A 13,860-nucleotide genomic window follows, 5' to 3' on the forward strand; every position below is an offset into this window, starting at 1 on the left:
AACCGGCCTCAGGCGACCGCGGCGACGGGCGAGGCTCCGGCGTTCGCCGAGGCCGGGCATTCGCGAAGATCATATCCTGCGGTTTCCTTGCCGATCTCGGCAAGCTCGCCGTGCGCGCGCAAAATGTCTCCGCTGACCGCGGCGAGCGACATTTGCGCCCTTGCAAGGCGGAGGATCGTTCCCTGGCCGGTCTTTGCGGGAACGCCGGTTTCGCGGCGCGCCGTCACGACGCTGGTCATCAGCGACGAGACCGCAATGAGCGCCGCGTCGATCGCCGTTTCGGCGTGGGGGACGTCGCGTGCGAGACGGGCGGTAATGGCGGCGATTGTCTGGGGCATGACTACTCCTTTTCCGGAGCGCTACCGCTCCGGAGCTTGTGCGTGGGCAGGGAAGGATCAGTCGGAGAGAAGCTGGTTGAGAGCTTGCGCGATGCCAAGGCCGCCGAGGAGGATGAGGACGATGGCGGCAAGCATTGCCGTCATGATCGCCATCCTTCGCGCCGAACTATGATCGTGCCTCCATAAATCCATGAACGGCAACCCGCTGCTTGCCGACCCGCTGGACAGTTTCGCACTGTCATGGAGTTCCAGCAGGCTCGCTGCGTCGCCGTTCGCGAACTCGGATCGCACCAACACCGGTCCGCGCGGAACCTGCACTGCGTCGTATGTCATCCGGTCGTATATCGGTTTGAGCTGCCCGTAGATGAAGGCGGCCTCGCTCCGATCGCTTGCGCCCAGGATTTCGCGCGCTCCGGCGAGCCGTTGATCGACCGTATGCTTCGAAATGCCGAGCCTTCGCGCAATCTGTTTGGAGGTCAGATGCTCGAGCAGCAGGTCGAGGCAGGCGCGCTGCTTGTCGGTCAGCCTCGCCCAGCGTTGTTCGTCTTCCGAAGGTTGCGACCCCGAATCATCCATATTCGTTCATTTCTCACAAAGTCCCGGCGCACAAGCAAACCGGATTGTGCGCCGCGATGGCAATAGCCGCGTCTATCCTGGCCCCTGCGACAAATATTGTCTTTTTTCCCATTGTACGATGCGCCCAAACCGCTGTTGAAGCGACACCATTTATGGGTCTTTTACGCATCCCCATCGAGCCGGGCGCGATTGTCCGGACAGGCTGACGGAGTTCCCATGACGGCAGAAACGATCCGGCAGGACGCCTATGGCCGCCGCCTCGTGGCGCACCATGTCGGGGCCGAGGTGCATGCCGCCGCACGCGCGTATCGGCCGAACTTCCGGAGGGCGGCGAACGGCTCGAATGGCTGCTCCCGCCCGCGGTCGCAATCGTCACCCTCGCTGACGATGTCGCCGCGGAGATATTGCCCTCCGCGCAGGCCGATATCTTCGGCCAGACTGTCACCGACCGCCGCTATATCCTCGTCGCGGGCGGAACCGGCCCGCGCGGCAGGGTAAGGGGAGGCTCGTTCTTCTTCTGTCGTTCGCTATCCGGCCTTGTCAGCGATCGGGGCCGAACAGGATGACCTCCCGGACGGTCTGGAATTCGGCCTTGTCGACATAAGGAAGGTCGAAGGCGATCCCCGCGCTGCGGTCATAGGCGACCGCCTCGTCGATCGCGTGCAGAATCTCTTCTCCCAGCCGTTCGCGTTCCTGACCTTCGCCGAGCGCATAGCGCGCGAGCAGGGGATAGATCGTCCCATGGACGGTGTCGGTGGCATAGTCCTTGGCATGGCCTTCGATGCTCCGCAGCGCCTCCTCGGTCACGGCGCGCAGATTATCGGGAAGCTGCGCATTGGCGGCACAGTGCCAATAAGCGAGATTACAGCTGTTGAGGATAAATTGCTTGGAGGCGATGCGCCAGACATCGTCGGTCGCGGGCTCGAGAAGGCGCGTATGATAGCTTCCAAGCTTGCGCCAGCTCTCGGTCGCGACATGGAGCGCGTCCGTCACCGGATGTTTTGACCAGCGCCGGAAGGCGATGTCCGAAAGATCGAGCGCGAAGAGCTCGTTGCGGATGCGCACTCCGTCGAAATTACGCGGGTTGGCATCGAGCAGGCCTGCCAGATCCTGCCGCGCCAACTTATAGTTGCGCGTATAGCTTTCCGCCGACGCCGACAGGCGCCGTGCCACGCAATGGAAAAAGGTCACCTCGCGCTTGAGATCGGTCTGCCGCAGCGAGCGCTCCAGCCGCCGGGCGTTGGCAAGCAGCACCTCGGCATTCGTCCATGCCCCGATTTCCAGCGACAGGCAGCCGGTCAGGAACATGCGCTCGGCCCGGTCGGCGCGACTTCGCGCCATATCGCGCAGTACATCGACCATATCCCCCCGGCGCGAACGGAGCATCGACAATATGTCGTTGAGCGTGCTGCCGCGAAAAGCGGAATATTGAAAATGATCGAATGCGCTCGCGAGCTTGCGATGATTTCGGAACGCCTGCTCCTCATGCTGGACCACGCCCTGTTCGACCGCCCATATCTCATGGCGCAGGAGCGTAGAGGTCGATGCGAGATCCTCGAACGAGACGCCGAGATCGGATACCTGCGATCGCAGGTCGTCGCGCAGCGCGCCGCGGATGATCGCGGTCTTCCAGATATCCATCTCCCTGCTGCCAAGCTCGGAGATGATGTCGGATTTTGCGACCAGTGCGGACTCCACCGCTTCGAGCCAATGCTGCCCTATCTCGCCGAGCTGGGCGCGCACCACATCTTCATAATCGCCGAGCCCGCCTTCATGCTGTTCGGCCCGCGTCTGGATCACGCGGCGGATCGCGCCCGCTCCCGGCATGCTCGAGGGATCGCGTTCGAAATCCACGTCGATCCGGCTGTCGGTTGAGGCAAAGGAGGAGGTGAAGATGCGCGTCGACTCGGCGACCTTCTTGAAAATCTCGGGGTCGCTGAGCCCGCCGCCCATGGCCTGGACATTGAGGAGCGGAACATATTGGCGGGGATCGCGGACCGGGTAGAAAATCTCGCGGCCCGGCATCTCTGCCTCGAGTTCGCGCTTGCGCCGCGCAAAGGCCCGGTGGAGTCCGCGGTCGCTCGTAATCAGGACATGGAGCCGTTTCGTTGTCTTCCAGTCGCGATTGAGCATCTCGATCTGTGCGCATGTTATCGCATCGGCCTCGATCGCACTCGCCGAGGGAGCCGTGTCATTTCCCCGTTTGACCGAACTGATGCGGTTGGCCCAGTCGGATACGATCTCGAAGGGCGGCGCGATGGTCGCCTCGTCGAAGCCGAGCGCCTGCGCGGCGTTTGCGATCGCCTGCCGCTGAAAAAGACTGGCGAGCCGCGACGGCGCAAGGAGCGGCGAATGCGCCGCCTCCGAGATGCGCTGAATGATCGGCTGGCGATGCGAGCTGAGCCATATCGAGGCATCCTGCGGTTCGCCGCCCGGGAGCGCCCCTGTCTGGAAAATCTGGCGCAGGTCATGGAAAATTTCCATCGGGCCTTGCTGGGCAAGCCGGAACAACCCCCGCGACCTGCTTTCGAGATGGCCGATATAGGCATAAATCTCGTTGGCATGCTCGGGGGAAATGAGAACCGCCTCCGCGCCGCCTGTCCGGGCGAGCTTGAAGATATATTCGCCGGTCAGGAGGGCATTTGCGAACAGGGCGTCCTCGAAGGCCTCCTCGCGCATCTGCGGCGGTCCGGCGGCATCGGGGTCCTCGAGATCCTGATCGTCGAGCATGGTGAGCGACGGGATCGCGGCGACCATCCCCGCATATCGCGCAGGTTCGGCGAAGAGCCTGAAAACTGGCGTGTCTATGAGGTAGTTAAAGCCATAGCCGGCGTCCTGCATCCGCGCGTCGAGATCATTCTGCGCGATGACACGGCGAAGCCGCAGCACATCCTCGATCAATCGTTCGAGGACCCGGAACGGAGAGGAATGCTCTGCCGTCATGCGATGATCCTGACATTCAACTGATGCGCGAGTTGCTCGGCGAGGGAGGGGAGCTCGGTGCCTGCCGGAGCCGCTCCCACCTCGATTGCATCCACGATGATCAATTCCTCATCGTCGTTGAACGAAGGCATCGCGGGAATATTGCCGGCTATCCTGATGATCGGCGTGGCGCGGCTCGCGAGTCGGACCTTGAGCAGCCATTCGGGCTGGCGCGCCGCTTCGCCGAGTTGCATCTGCGAAACGATCCGCTCGCCATCGCTGATGAAAGCCCGCAGCGGCTTTTGATCGGAACTGGCGCCGTCGAGCTCGATGACGATCTGGAAGGGCGGGACGGAGCCCCCGAAGGCAGCCGCGATCAGTTGCGGCGATGCGCCGGGATCGATGCCCGATATGGCGAGCATGACCGGGGTCGTGCCGGCCCGCTCGACGAGATCGGCAAGGAAAAACTGCACGCTGTCGGCATCGTCGCCCGACTGGAAAAGCTCGTCGCCGAAAAAAGCAAGCGATCGCTCGAGATTGCCCGGATCCCATTTGCCGATCTTCCGCACCGCGGCCTGCGCTGCGCGCGTGTCGAGCATCGCATCGGCCTTGAGCCGTTCGAGCATCGAGAAGATCGATCCCGCGTCATTGGGAACGATTGCCATCAGCGACGCAAGCGCGATCGGTTCGCCCGATCGTTCGAACTCATATCTAAGCCGCGCCTGGGCGAGAAAAGCCGTTGCTGGCGGCGCGATCAGGCCCGCCTCGCTCAGAAGCTTCAGGAGTATGCGGATTTGCTCGCGCCCCCAGTCCGGCTCGATTTGCGGAAGTAGCAGATCGATCGCCGCGAAGAAGCGCGACGTCGCAAAAGCTCCGGCGTTGCGCCATGCCGATGTGACCGTCGCTTGCGGTTCGAGACGCGAATGAAATTCGAGCGGCGGCAATTGCACGTTCATTGCCATCACCACATCGGCCCGCTTCTCGTTGCCGATTTCGAGCATCGAATATTGCAGCACGAGGCGGACCGTATCGGCCAGATGCTGGCATACCCCCTCAAGGGGGGCGATTGCGACGAATTCGGCGAACGGGGATGGGACGATGGCCTCCTTCAGCCTCGAGGAGTCAGCTTGCGAGTCGGATATAGTCATGCCGCTTCGTTCGTCAGATAGTCTACAAGATCGTGCAGTTTGTGACTGCCCAATATCATCTTCAGGAAGTCGGAATCGGGGCCGAACTCGCTCTTGTCGAGCGGGCCGATATAGGAGCATTCGAAAAAGCGGATCGGTATCGGCGTGCTGACGACTTCGGCGGCGCCGGGCTCGACCTGCCATTCGGCAATATTGACCGTCATGCCGCAGCCATGGCAAAATGGCGCGGGCGGCAGGATGGGTTGGCAAAAGCGGGGATTGTCCCACCCGTCGAGCGTGGTCGGACGGCTGACGTTCGTCGCATGGTCCGGATCGATTTCGGCCAGCGAGCGGGTCGCGCGAAACAGGAAGAGATGCCGGTTGGGGTCGCCGAGCGTATAGTCGAGATGGATGAGCCCCAAGGCATCCCGGATGGCTCTGGCCCGTGCCATCGGGCTGGCTGCTGGCGGACAGGATGTAAAAAGCCGGTCTATCTCCTGCATCGGCGCAGCCCAGAAAAGCGTTCCCCATTCGCTGAGCGTCAGGTCGAGTGCCCTTGGCCCTATTTCATTGAGCAGCGTCGCTGCGCGCGCGACGGTGGCATCCGGCGCATCGGTCGCGAGAATGGCGTCGATCAGGCCGGTTCGGTCTGGGAAGCGCATCCGCACCTTTTCGAGAAGACCACGGATCTTGTCGAACGAAACCACGGCGGACAATTTGATGTCTTCGTCGGGTCCTTCCACGCCCTTTACTTGCATCCGTGCTGCGGTCGAAAGAATAACCTCGCGAAATACCCCGAGAATTTCCTTCTCTGCAGGCGTTGGGCGGAGCGAGGCGAGCCCGCTCTCGAGACGTTTCAGAACCGGCTTGCGAACCTCGGGCGGCAGCAGTTCCACGCGGCAGGTCTCCGCCAGATTGACAAGAAGAATATGCCCGCGCTCATGCGCAAGCAGTCGATCGAACCCCATATGCCCCCTCGCATATCTGTTACGGATATACTCTGCTCAATGCTGTTGCATGCTGCAAGAGAACCTGTCCCCAATTTGAGCGCATTTGCTGATTGTTATCTCAAGGTGCATCCTTAATGTTCTTTTTTAGTAATAATATTACCCTCAATACTGGTGCAAAATGCCGATACTTGCACAGCCGCGCGTGCTAGTCTCCGGGACGGGCAGGGGGTGTGCCCGGAAAATTGGGGGGGACCGATGCGCAAGATGATCGCTGCGAGCCTGTGCGCCTGCACCTTTTTGACCGGCGGCTGCGCCGGCGAGATCAGAACCCTGCCGAACCGCGCTTATACCGCGACCGACGGGGCGCTCGAAGGGGAGCCTTATGCGCTTCCGAAGGTGCGCTACGAGGTCAAGCTTCGCCGCTCGCTCGCCGAATGTCCGGGCGCGAGCGTCGGGGGCAAGCCGACCGCGCTCAAATTCGCGATCTCGGCCGAGGCGACGCCGGCCTTCCTCGCGGGCGAATCCTATATCATCGATTATCAGAAACTGCCCGGCTGGCTGCGGATCGCGAATTTCGAGATCAAGCGCTATGAAAACGGCACGCTGAAATCGATCGGCGTCGCTGGCGAGGACAAGACCGCCGAGACCATCTCGAGCGTTGCCAAGACGGCACTTTCGCTTGCGACCATCATCGGCCTGTCGGATGGCGAGCTTCCACGCGGGGCCACAAGGCCATCGCAGATCGTCACCTGCACCGATACCGCAGCGGCGCTCATCGCCGACGCGCGAAAGACTGAAACCGACCTCAAGACGCTCACCGGCCAGCTCGAGGTCTATGAAAAGAGCGCCGAGCGCTACCGCGCCGCCGGCGCGGCACGTACCCTCGATGCTGCGGGCAGGGCCAAATTTCTCGCCCTTTTCGACAATATCGCTCAGGCCGAGGCCGACATTGCCCTCCTCAAGAAAAAGCAGTCCGACCTCGCGGGCGACCTGGGCGTCTCCGAGACGATCGTCTGGGAGGGCGGGGCGACCAACCCCGGCCATGCAAAGCGCTATCCCCTGAAGCCCGCGCATCTCGCAAAGCTGGAGGCGCTGCTGACCGTCGCTAGTCCGCCGGCCGCCTATCCGCTCGACGATGCCGAGGTCGAACGCCAGAGGCTCATGAAGCCCTGTTTCGGCGCCGCGGCCGGCGTCACGAATTGCCTGAATGCCCAGCTTGCGCTTCGCAGCGGTCTCTATCTCGAGCGCGATCTCAAGCCCTGCGGCGAAGAGGGGGCCGCGCCGCCCGAATGCCTGACCGAAATCAAGGACAGCAGTCCGCGTTATCGCCGGGCGCGCGACGAGGTGGCCGATGCAGGCATCTTCGTTCGCGATCCGGTGGTCGGGCGGCTGCTCTTCTGCCGCGAAGCCGTGCTCCCCATTGTAGCCGCCGTGCCGCCGGTGGTGCAGCCTGCGGGCGGCGCCGACATCGGGTCGGCCGGAACGCAGGGCGGGACGGGTTCCGCCGGAACGGGAGCGGGGGGGCTCGAGGGTATGGATCCGCCGCAGCAACCCGGGGCCGCTGCGCCAGCGCCCGGCGGCGCTGCTCCTGCATCCGCAGCGCAGACATCCGATCCGCTTTGCACGCTCGCTTATGACGAAGCGAAGATTGCCGCCGGCGATTTCCCACAATTCGGTCAGCTTCGCTTTCTGCCGTTCCGGGTCGGCATGTTCCAGGCGCGCGAGATGGCTGTCTTCATGACCGAGAAGGGGCGCGTCGAGACCTTCTCCTACAAATCGACCAAGGCCCCGGCGCAGGCGCTCGCGGGCGCGGGCGCCGATGTCGCGGGGCAGGCCGAGGCCTTCCTCGAGAAGCGCGAAACCGAGGCGCGCGACGATCTCAAATATGCCCGCGAGCAGAAGTTTGCGGAGCTGCAGCAGGACATCACCCGGCTCACCAAGGAGCAGGAGCTCAAAAAGCTCCAGACCCCGCCCGCCGTCGATCCCTTGCAGGCGACACGCGACGAGACCGCCGCGATCGCCGCCGACATCGCGCTTCTGAAAGCGAAGCTCGAACGGCTCCAGACCGAAGCCGCGCTCGCCGCTATGACGGGCGCGTCAGGGCAGTGACGAGATTGACGAAACCCGCCCCGAAATAGGGCGAGGCGAGGGCGTCGGGCTCGCTCGACTGACGGAAGCTGTTGAGGCCGTTCGCATATATCTGCCCACCGCGCGCGATGAGCCAGGGGCCGCCGCTCGCGCCCTGCGTCATATTGTTCGCCATCTTGAGTATGGCGCCGCTGGCGAGTTGGTCGCCGGTGCAGCGCCACATTTCCTCGCCATCGAAATCATGGCTCGGCGATACCCAGTGGCGTGGATAGCCCACCGCCTGGAAGAGGCCCTGCTGCGGCGCGATATTGGCATACCAGCCGATCCGCTGGGTGACGGGCTCGACCGGGCGATCGAGCAGGATTCCGCCGATATCATAGCAGCGCGCGTCGCTCCCCTGGGCCTGCCACCCGGCAAGGATATGGAGCTTTCGGCCATGCCATTGGCCGGCCGGCGATCCATTCGCATAATGCGGGGCGAACATCACCTCGTCCGCCCATTGCCCGCCCATATCGGGGAAGATGCAATGGCCAGCGGTGACGATCGCGCGCTCGCCTATCACGAAGGCCGTTCCGCTGCGGTCGGCGCCGCCGACGCGCACGAAGAGCTTGCCGACCGCGCGATAGGGAAAATTGGTGGTCCCGTCGACGCGTGTGCAGGCCAGTCCCGCCGAGAATCCGGGCGAGAATATCTCGGTGTTGCGGGATTGCTCCACCCCTCTGAAAGTCCGCCGACGCGGCCCGCTGGTCGGCGGGCGGACCTGTTTCATCATCCCTTTGTCCAGCGGCGGCATATCGACCTGGTCGATGTCGAAGGGCGCCGCCGCCGCCATCCGCTCGACGCTCCAGCCGGTTTCGGACTCGGTCATCGCCAACGTCGTTCCGGCGCCCGCCATCATGTGCGAGACGACGCTATTGGGGTCGGTTTGCGGTCCGGGCATGTTTCATTCCCTCGCGGCGTCTTGCGGCGGTCGGTCGGCGGCGATCACTCCCGCATGACGAAGGACGATGAAGATGATCGCGCAGAGAACCGAGGTGCAGAAGAAGATATATTGTATGGAAACCGCCCTTGCCACCGAGAAGCCGGTCAATGCGAAATAGTCGTTCGCGAGCATTTCGACGATCGTGCTGATAACCCTGTGGCCAAAATATATCGAGGCCATACCGAAGCATGTCGACAGGAAGATCATCGATATCTGGGTCTGCTTGCGCTCTGCGCCCAGCATCTCGCCCTTGATATAATAGCTGATGAAACCGATGACCCCCAGCGACGCCGCCATCACGATCTTGGTCAGATCGACGATCAGGTCGATCGATTTCATCTGGGCCTGATTGAGCTTTCCGCCAAGCGCCGGTGCCATATCGGGTCCGGTGATATAGAGCCTGTCGACCGTCAGAACGACGGTCATGATCAAGAGCGAGCTCAATATCAAAGCGGCGATTATCGACGTCTTCATGGGATCCTGTCCGTTTCATATATTGAAATGACGGATGTCTTTTTGGCTATTCACCTCGCGGGCTTGAGCGTCAGATTGACCGCATCCTTTGTCGTCTCGCCTCGCGCTACATAGACTTTGGAGGCGGTGAGATAGCCGTTCAGCGATGCGGCGATCCGAAGCTGGTTCATCCGGTTCTGCGCGAAGTCATGCTTGATCTTGAGCTGGAGCGGCGTTTTTCCGACGGGTTTTCCTTCCACGCGTACCTCCGCACCGGACGGCGCGCTGTTTATCTGCAGATCATAATAGCGTGACTCGCCGAACCATGGGCTTTGCGGGCAGCGCTTCACGATACTGGCATATCCCGGCAATCGCAGTTCGGTGGGAAGGCCGCCTTTCTGCTGGGTCTCGCTGGCCCAGCGCGTCGCCGCCTCTCGTTCGCCGGGGTGCCGGACCAGGCAGGATTCGGACGGAAATTCCACCTCTGCGCGGGCGATCGCCGGGCCGTTGTTCCGATGCACGAGATGGAGCGTATAAAAGCTTTCTTCGCCCCACATTCCATATTCGACACGGACATTGTCGACCGACGGATTTAGCTGGACCGTCGCGGGGGTAAAGCCGGCAAACTCGCCGTCGAGCAGGATATGCCCCGCAGTATCGCCTTTGGATATGATCTCGACGACACCGTTCGAAGCGGGCGTTTCTTCCGCCTGCGGCGAAGTGCATCCCGCGCCTAGCGCGAGCAGAAGGGCAATTGTGCGAACGGCCATGATCTTCCCCCATTTTTTAGCCGCATCAGTCGGCGCGAAATGTCAACTCCACCCACAGATTGTCGGGGGCATAATCGATATCCGGACTGTCCGGTCTTGCCCGGAATGCATCAGTTTCATGGCCGGGGTCGCCGTCGCCCTGGACGATCCGGCCATCGGTCTTTTCCGCGAGCCGCTCGTGGAGATGGTCATAAGGCATCTTCCAGCCGCGGCCCGGTGTCTTCTTGCCCGGTCCCTGTATCTGCGCGACGGCCTCGACCAGCGGGATCGCGGCCACGATATTGCCATGCGTCATCAACTCGAGCCCCCGCGCTTTGGCGGTCGCATTGTGACTCGCATGATGCCCGACCTTGTAGAAAATGACCCGGGCGAGAAGCTCGTCGACCGATTGCTGCGGTGGTCCATCGTCCGCGCGCGGATATTTCTGATCGCCCCATGACAGCCAGTTGCCGACCTGCGCATCGCCCGGGAAAAGGAGGATCGAGCGATGCGCGTTCGGAAGTTCGAAGGCGAGCACCAGGCTCGTATTGTTGGTGTCGGAATCAAGTTTCAGGGCCAGCGCTTCGGCACCCGACAGCCATTCGGCGTCGATCCGCGGCGCGCCGTCGGTCTCGTAGAGTTTTCGGATCCGTGCCCGTTCGGGCGTCTCGGTCTTTCCGTCTTTAGCCGCATCCCATTGTCCATAGACATAGGCGCGCGAGTGGGGCCGGGCGAAGGGATGTGCCGATGCGGCCGCCACCTCGCTCGACGCGGAGGCGATCCCGAAATTGCTCCCTGCGCGCTCAAGCATGCGGAGCGCGGTCGCCTCGACCGCCATGACCTGGTCGCGTTCGGTCAGATAGACCTCGCTTTTTTCGCCTGCGGAAGGCGTGTCGTTCTTTATACGCTCCACATTGCGCGGCGGGCCGAGAACATAGCTTTTCAAACCGAAGTCCGAAGAGGGCTCGATGATGTCGCCCGGCTCCCAATAAAAGATGCGGTCGGCCCCGGCCTTGGTCTTGAGCATGGCCATGGTGTCGGCGGTTGTCATGCGCGTGCGCTTCTCGCGGGCCTCCTCGAGCGCCAGCGCATTGACGCGGAGCGTTTCGATCGTCGGCGGTATCTCCCCCAGGTCGCCAGGATCGGACAGCGCCATCCCGTCGACGTTCAGCGGACCGATGAAATCGGCCAACGAAGTCAGCGCGTCCAGTTCGTCGCTTTTCCCGGCCGCTCCGAGCACTTGTGCGGCCATCGCCGCCCTGACGACCCCATGTTTCGCGGATCCGAGATGCGCGCGCAGCGCAATGGCGTCCTCGTCGCGTTCATTCTCGGTCCAGGCCATCCATAACTGGCCGATTTCGAGCTTGGGATCTTCCCATATGTCGCGGGCAAGCGCGAAGCCCGAGATATGGTCATAATGCTCGTGTGTCACCACGAGTATGTCGATCCGGATCTTGCCGTCCGGCTCGCGCAAGGTGGTCGCGATATCCTCGGCTATTTTGCGGATGCGATCCTTGCCGGCCTCGATGGCTTCGATTTTGCTTCGGCCGACGGCCTTGACGACGGGTTTCGGCAGCGTGGTTACCGCTATTTTTCCGTCCTGCACATTCTGCAGCACGCCGCAGTCGATGAGCATGGTCTTCCAGCTGCCACCACCGCTCGCGACGCGAACGAGGAAGCAATCGCCCAATATTCCGCGATACATGCGGACAGTAACCTCGCCGATCGAATTTTCCTGGCTGGCCATGGTTCAATATCCTCGATGGGCAAAGGCGAAGGGCTCGTCCATCGCCACCGCCCCCAGGGCATCATCGTCATAGTGCGAGCGCACGCGGAAGGCCGGGTTGGCTTCGAGAAACAGGCGCTGTTCGTCGAGGCGGGCATCGTTGGCGATCGATTTGCGAATGGCGTAGCGCAGCTTTCGGCTCTTGAGGTCGAAGATGAGCGTGGCACCGCCTCGGAACAGGAAATCCTCTCGTTCGGGCGCCTTTTGCCCCTTCTCGGATCGGCGCTGCCGCTCGGCGCTCAAAAAGCCCCGGCGCCGCTGCGTAACCTCGACCACCAGCTGATAAAGTTCTTGCCCGTCGGGGCCCGTTCGACGCGTGGTGCGGACCGAATGCACCTCGATCCTCGCGCTTTGCGAGGCCGGCTTGCTTCCTTTTCCAGGCCAGACGAGAATGCTCTGCAGCCGGCTCTTCCATTCCTTTGGAATGAGATTTTCGCGGAAGATGACGCCGCACGCCTGCTGCCAGGCAAGATCATATTCCTCGCCTTCGTCTTCGATGAGCCAGTCATGCACCAGGGCACGGTTCCGTTCGGCCATTTGCTGGGCGAGCGACCGGTCGGGAGCCCATTCGAGCTCGAGTTTCGGGAATTTCGCATCGAGCCCGAGATCGGTCTCGGGCCGCTCCCAGCACAGGCTGTCGGGCGCGAGCGACAATGTGCCCTCGGGCAATATGCCGCGGCGGCGGAATGCCTCGATGACGGCGAGCCGGTACCGGTAGGGGTCATTGGGGATGAGATCGGTATCGGCGGTGATGATGGCCCGCAGAAATTCGCCGAACCGGACGTCGACCGGCGGGAGATAATCGAGGGCCCGCATGCACATGCGCAGCACATGATCCGCCGATTTGGACGCTTCGCGCGCGAGCCGCGCGGCGAGATCGGGATGGAGTTCGCGCCTTTCCTTCGGGCTGAGGCTGACATTGGCCATGCGCATCAGATCGGCGGTGCGCTGCTTGTAGATGGTCAGAAAGGCGTCGAATATCGCTGCCACAAGGATCGCCCCCCGGTCATGGGGTTTGGTCGCCGATGCGAGGAGCGTCGTGTCGACATCCTGCTCGCCAAGCCGGTTGTCGATCGCCTCGCGCAAAGGGCCTTTGTTCCCGCGGGCGTGTCCGAACTGCTGGGCGAGGCCCGTCATCAGCCCGCGTTCTTCGAGATTGCCACCTTCATTCTGGATATGCGCCTTGAGGGCATCGCCGAGAGTGAAGTGCGACAGCAGCGCGACGATGTCGGAGAAGGCCTCGTGGAACGCGAGGCTATCGATGCTCGTCGCTTCGGCATATCGCCTGTGCAGCCCGTCGAGGATCGCGTGCGTCGTCTCATGGGCAATGATGTCGTGCGAGAGCGCGGTGAAGACCCAATTTGCCGACGATTCATGTTTGGTCGACGGGAAATATCCGAAGAGCAGCGCCTTCTTGTCGCGGCTGTAATAGGCGTTCGCCTCGCGGAGGCCGTGCGGATAAACGCGCAGCTTTTTGACCGGCGTGTAACGTAGTCTTTTATTGTCCCATTTGGGCGACCAGAATAGGCGCCGGCCCAATGCGCGTTCGAAACTGCGAATTGTCTTCATCGCGACGGCAAACACCATTTGCTGATGAAAGCGGGGATCCCCTTCCGACGGATCAAGACCATCGCGCGCGAGAATTGCCGGATGATCGAGATTTACCGGCTCGTAAAATTGCCCGCTGACCGGGTCGACGTCGATGATCTCGAGATATTCGTTGATCGGGCCGGGCCGCAGCTCCTCCTCATGCCATTGCTCCCAGGGAAGCTCGATGGTGGCGACGTTGAAGCCTGCCGAGGCGATCCGTGTCGAACTCTGGGGATCGAAGGCATAGACGCGCAGGCGCCGCACCACGGGATCGGGATATTCCTGCCACATATTTCCCC

The 13,860-nt window shown here is 62.3% G+C and carries 11 protein-coding genes; 1 reads left to right on the forward strand and 10 read right to left on the reverse strand.

Annotated features, from left to right (window positions below):
- Positions 1–8: 8 nt before the first annotated feature.
- From AC07NV_RS16090 to AC07NV_RS16110, 5 genes are all read right to left on the reverse strand, one after another.
- Positions 9–338, reverse strand: a complete 330-nt coding sequence (locus tag AC07NV_RS16090; protein WP_495167393.1) for a hypothetical protein — start codon at positions 336–338, stop codon at positions 9–11.
- 57 nt (positions 339–395) lie between these two features.
- On the reverse strand, positions 396–914 hold the full coding sequence (locus tag AC07NV_RS16095; RefSeq protein WP_495167394.1) for a sigma factor-like helix-turn-helix DNA-binding protein: 519 nt from the start codon (positions 912–914) through the stop codon (positions 396–398).
- Positions 915–1,454: 540 nt separating this feature from the next.
- The gene (locus AC07NV_RS16100) at positions 1,455–3,857 is read right to left on the reverse strand and encodes a hypothetical protein (protein WP_495167395.1); all 2,403 of its coding nucleotides are present in this window, start codon (positions 3,855–3,857) and stop codon (positions 1,455–1,457) included.
- Entirely contained in the window at positions 3,854–4,984 is a 1,131-nt protein-coding gene (locus tag AC07NV_RS16105; protein ID WP_495167396.1) for a hypothetical protein, read from the reverse strand. The genes AC07NV_RS16100 and AC07NV_RS16105 overlap by 4 nt, the downstream gene beginning before the upstream one ends.
- A complete protein-coding gene (locus AC07NV_RS16110) occupies positions 4,981–5,931 on the reverse strand; it encodes a hypothetical protein (protein ID WP_495167397.1) in 951 nt (316 codons plus the stop codon). The genes AC07NV_RS16105 and AC07NV_RS16110 overlap by 4 nt, the downstream gene beginning before the upstream one ends.
- Positions 5,932–6,168: 237 nt before the next feature.
- Here AC07NV_RS16110 and AC07NV_RS16115 point away from each other — a divergent pair, with 237 nt between their 5' ends.
- Positions 6,169–8,022 (forward strand): hypothetical protein, encoded by a 1,854-nt coding sequence (locus AC07NV_RS16115; protein ID WP_495167398.1) that lies wholly within the window; start codon positions 6,169–6,171, stop codon positions 8,020–8,022.
- On the opposite strand, the gene AC07NV_RS16120 is transcribed toward AC07NV_RS16115, so the two are convergent.
- From AC07NV_RS16120 to AC07NV_RS16140, 5 genes are read right to left on the reverse strand one after another with little or no spacing between them, the layout of a single operon-like run.
- Positions 7,997–8,941: a trypsin-like serine peptidase gene (locus AC07NV_RS16120; RefSeq protein WP_495167399.1), complete on the reverse strand. Its 945-nt coding sequence runs from the start codon at positions 8,939–8,941 to the stop codon at positions 7,997–7,999. The genes AC07NV_RS16115 and AC07NV_RS16120 overlap by 26 nt on opposite strands.
- A 3-nt stretch (positions 8,942–8,944) precedes the next feature.
- A complete protein-coding gene (locus tag AC07NV_RS16125; RefSeq protein WP_495167400.1) occupies positions 8,945–9,457 on the reverse strand; it encodes a hypothetical protein in 513 nt (170 codons plus the stop codon).
- A 50-nt stretch (positions 9,458–9,507) separates the two neighbouring features.
- Positions 9,508–10,206: a PEGA domain-containing protein gene (locus AC07NV_RS16130; RefSeq protein WP_495167401.1), complete on the reverse strand. Its 699-nt coding sequence runs from the start codon at positions 10,204–10,206 to the stop codon at positions 9,508–9,510.
- Between the two features lie 25 nt (positions 10,207–10,231).
- Positions 10,232–11,932 (reverse strand): MBL fold metallo-hydrolase, encoded by a 1,701-nt coding sequence (locus AC07NV_RS16135; RefSeq protein WP_495167402.1) that lies wholly within the window; start codon positions 11,930–11,932, stop codon positions 10,232–10,234.
- Positions 11,933–11,935: 3 nt separating this feature from the next.
- Positions 11,936–13,852: a hypothetical protein gene (locus tag AC07NV_RS16140; RefSeq protein WP_495167403.1), complete on the reverse strand. Its 1,917-nt coding sequence runs from the start codon at positions 13,850–13,852 to the stop codon at positions 11,936–11,938.
- Between the last annotated feature and the right edge of the window lie 8 nt (positions 13,853–13,860).

Source organism: Sphingopyxis sp. GW821-FHT10B01 (genome assembly GCF_059415685.1).

Excerpts from the sequence above, each read along its gene's own strand:
- AC07NV_RS16090 (WP_495167393.1), bottom strand. The coding sequence starts at position 338 with ATGCCCCAGACAATCGCCGCCATTACCGCCCGTCTCGCACGCGACGTC.
- AC07NV_RS16095 (WP_495167394.1), bottom strand. The coding sequence starts at position 914 with ATGGATGATTCGGGGTCGCAACCTTCGGAAGACGAACAACGCTGGGCG.
- AC07NV_RS16100 (WP_495167395.1), bottom strand. The coding sequence starts at position 3,857 with ATGACGGCAGAGCATTCCTCTCCGTTCCGGGTCCTCGAACGATTGATC.
- AC07NV_RS16105 (WP_495167396.1), bottom strand. The coding sequence starts at position 4,984 with ATGACTATATCCGACTCGCAAGCTGACTCCTCGAGGCTGAAGGAGGCC.
- AC07NV_RS16110 (WP_495167397.1), bottom strand. The coding sequence starts at position 5,931 with ATGGGGTTCGATCGACTGCTTGCGCATGAGCGCGGGCATATTCTTCTT.
- AC07NV_RS16115 (WP_495167398.1), top strand. The coding sequence starts at position 6,169 with ATGCGCAAGATGATCGCTGCGAGCCTGTGCGCCTGCACCTTTTTGACC.
- AC07NV_RS16120 (WP_495167399.1), bottom strand. The coding sequence starts at position 8,941 with ATGCCCGGACCGCAAACCGACCCCAATAGCGTCGTCTCGCACATGATG.
- AC07NV_RS16125 (WP_495167400.1), bottom strand. The coding sequence starts at position 9,457 with ATGAAGACGTCGATAATCGCCGCTTTGATATTGAGCTCGCTCTTGATC.
- AC07NV_RS16130 (WP_495167401.1), bottom strand. The coding sequence starts at position 10,206 with ATGGCCGTTCGCACAATTGCCCTTCTGCTCGCGCTAGGCGCGGGATGC.
- AC07NV_RS16135 (WP_495167402.1), bottom strand. The coding sequence starts at position 11,932 with ATGGCCAGCCAGGAAAATTCGATCGGCGAGGTTACTGTCCGCATGTAT.
- AC07NV_RS16140 (WP_495167403.1), bottom strand. The coding sequence starts at position 13,852 with ATGTGGCAGGAATATCCCGATCCCGTGGTGCGGCGCCTGCGCGTCTAT.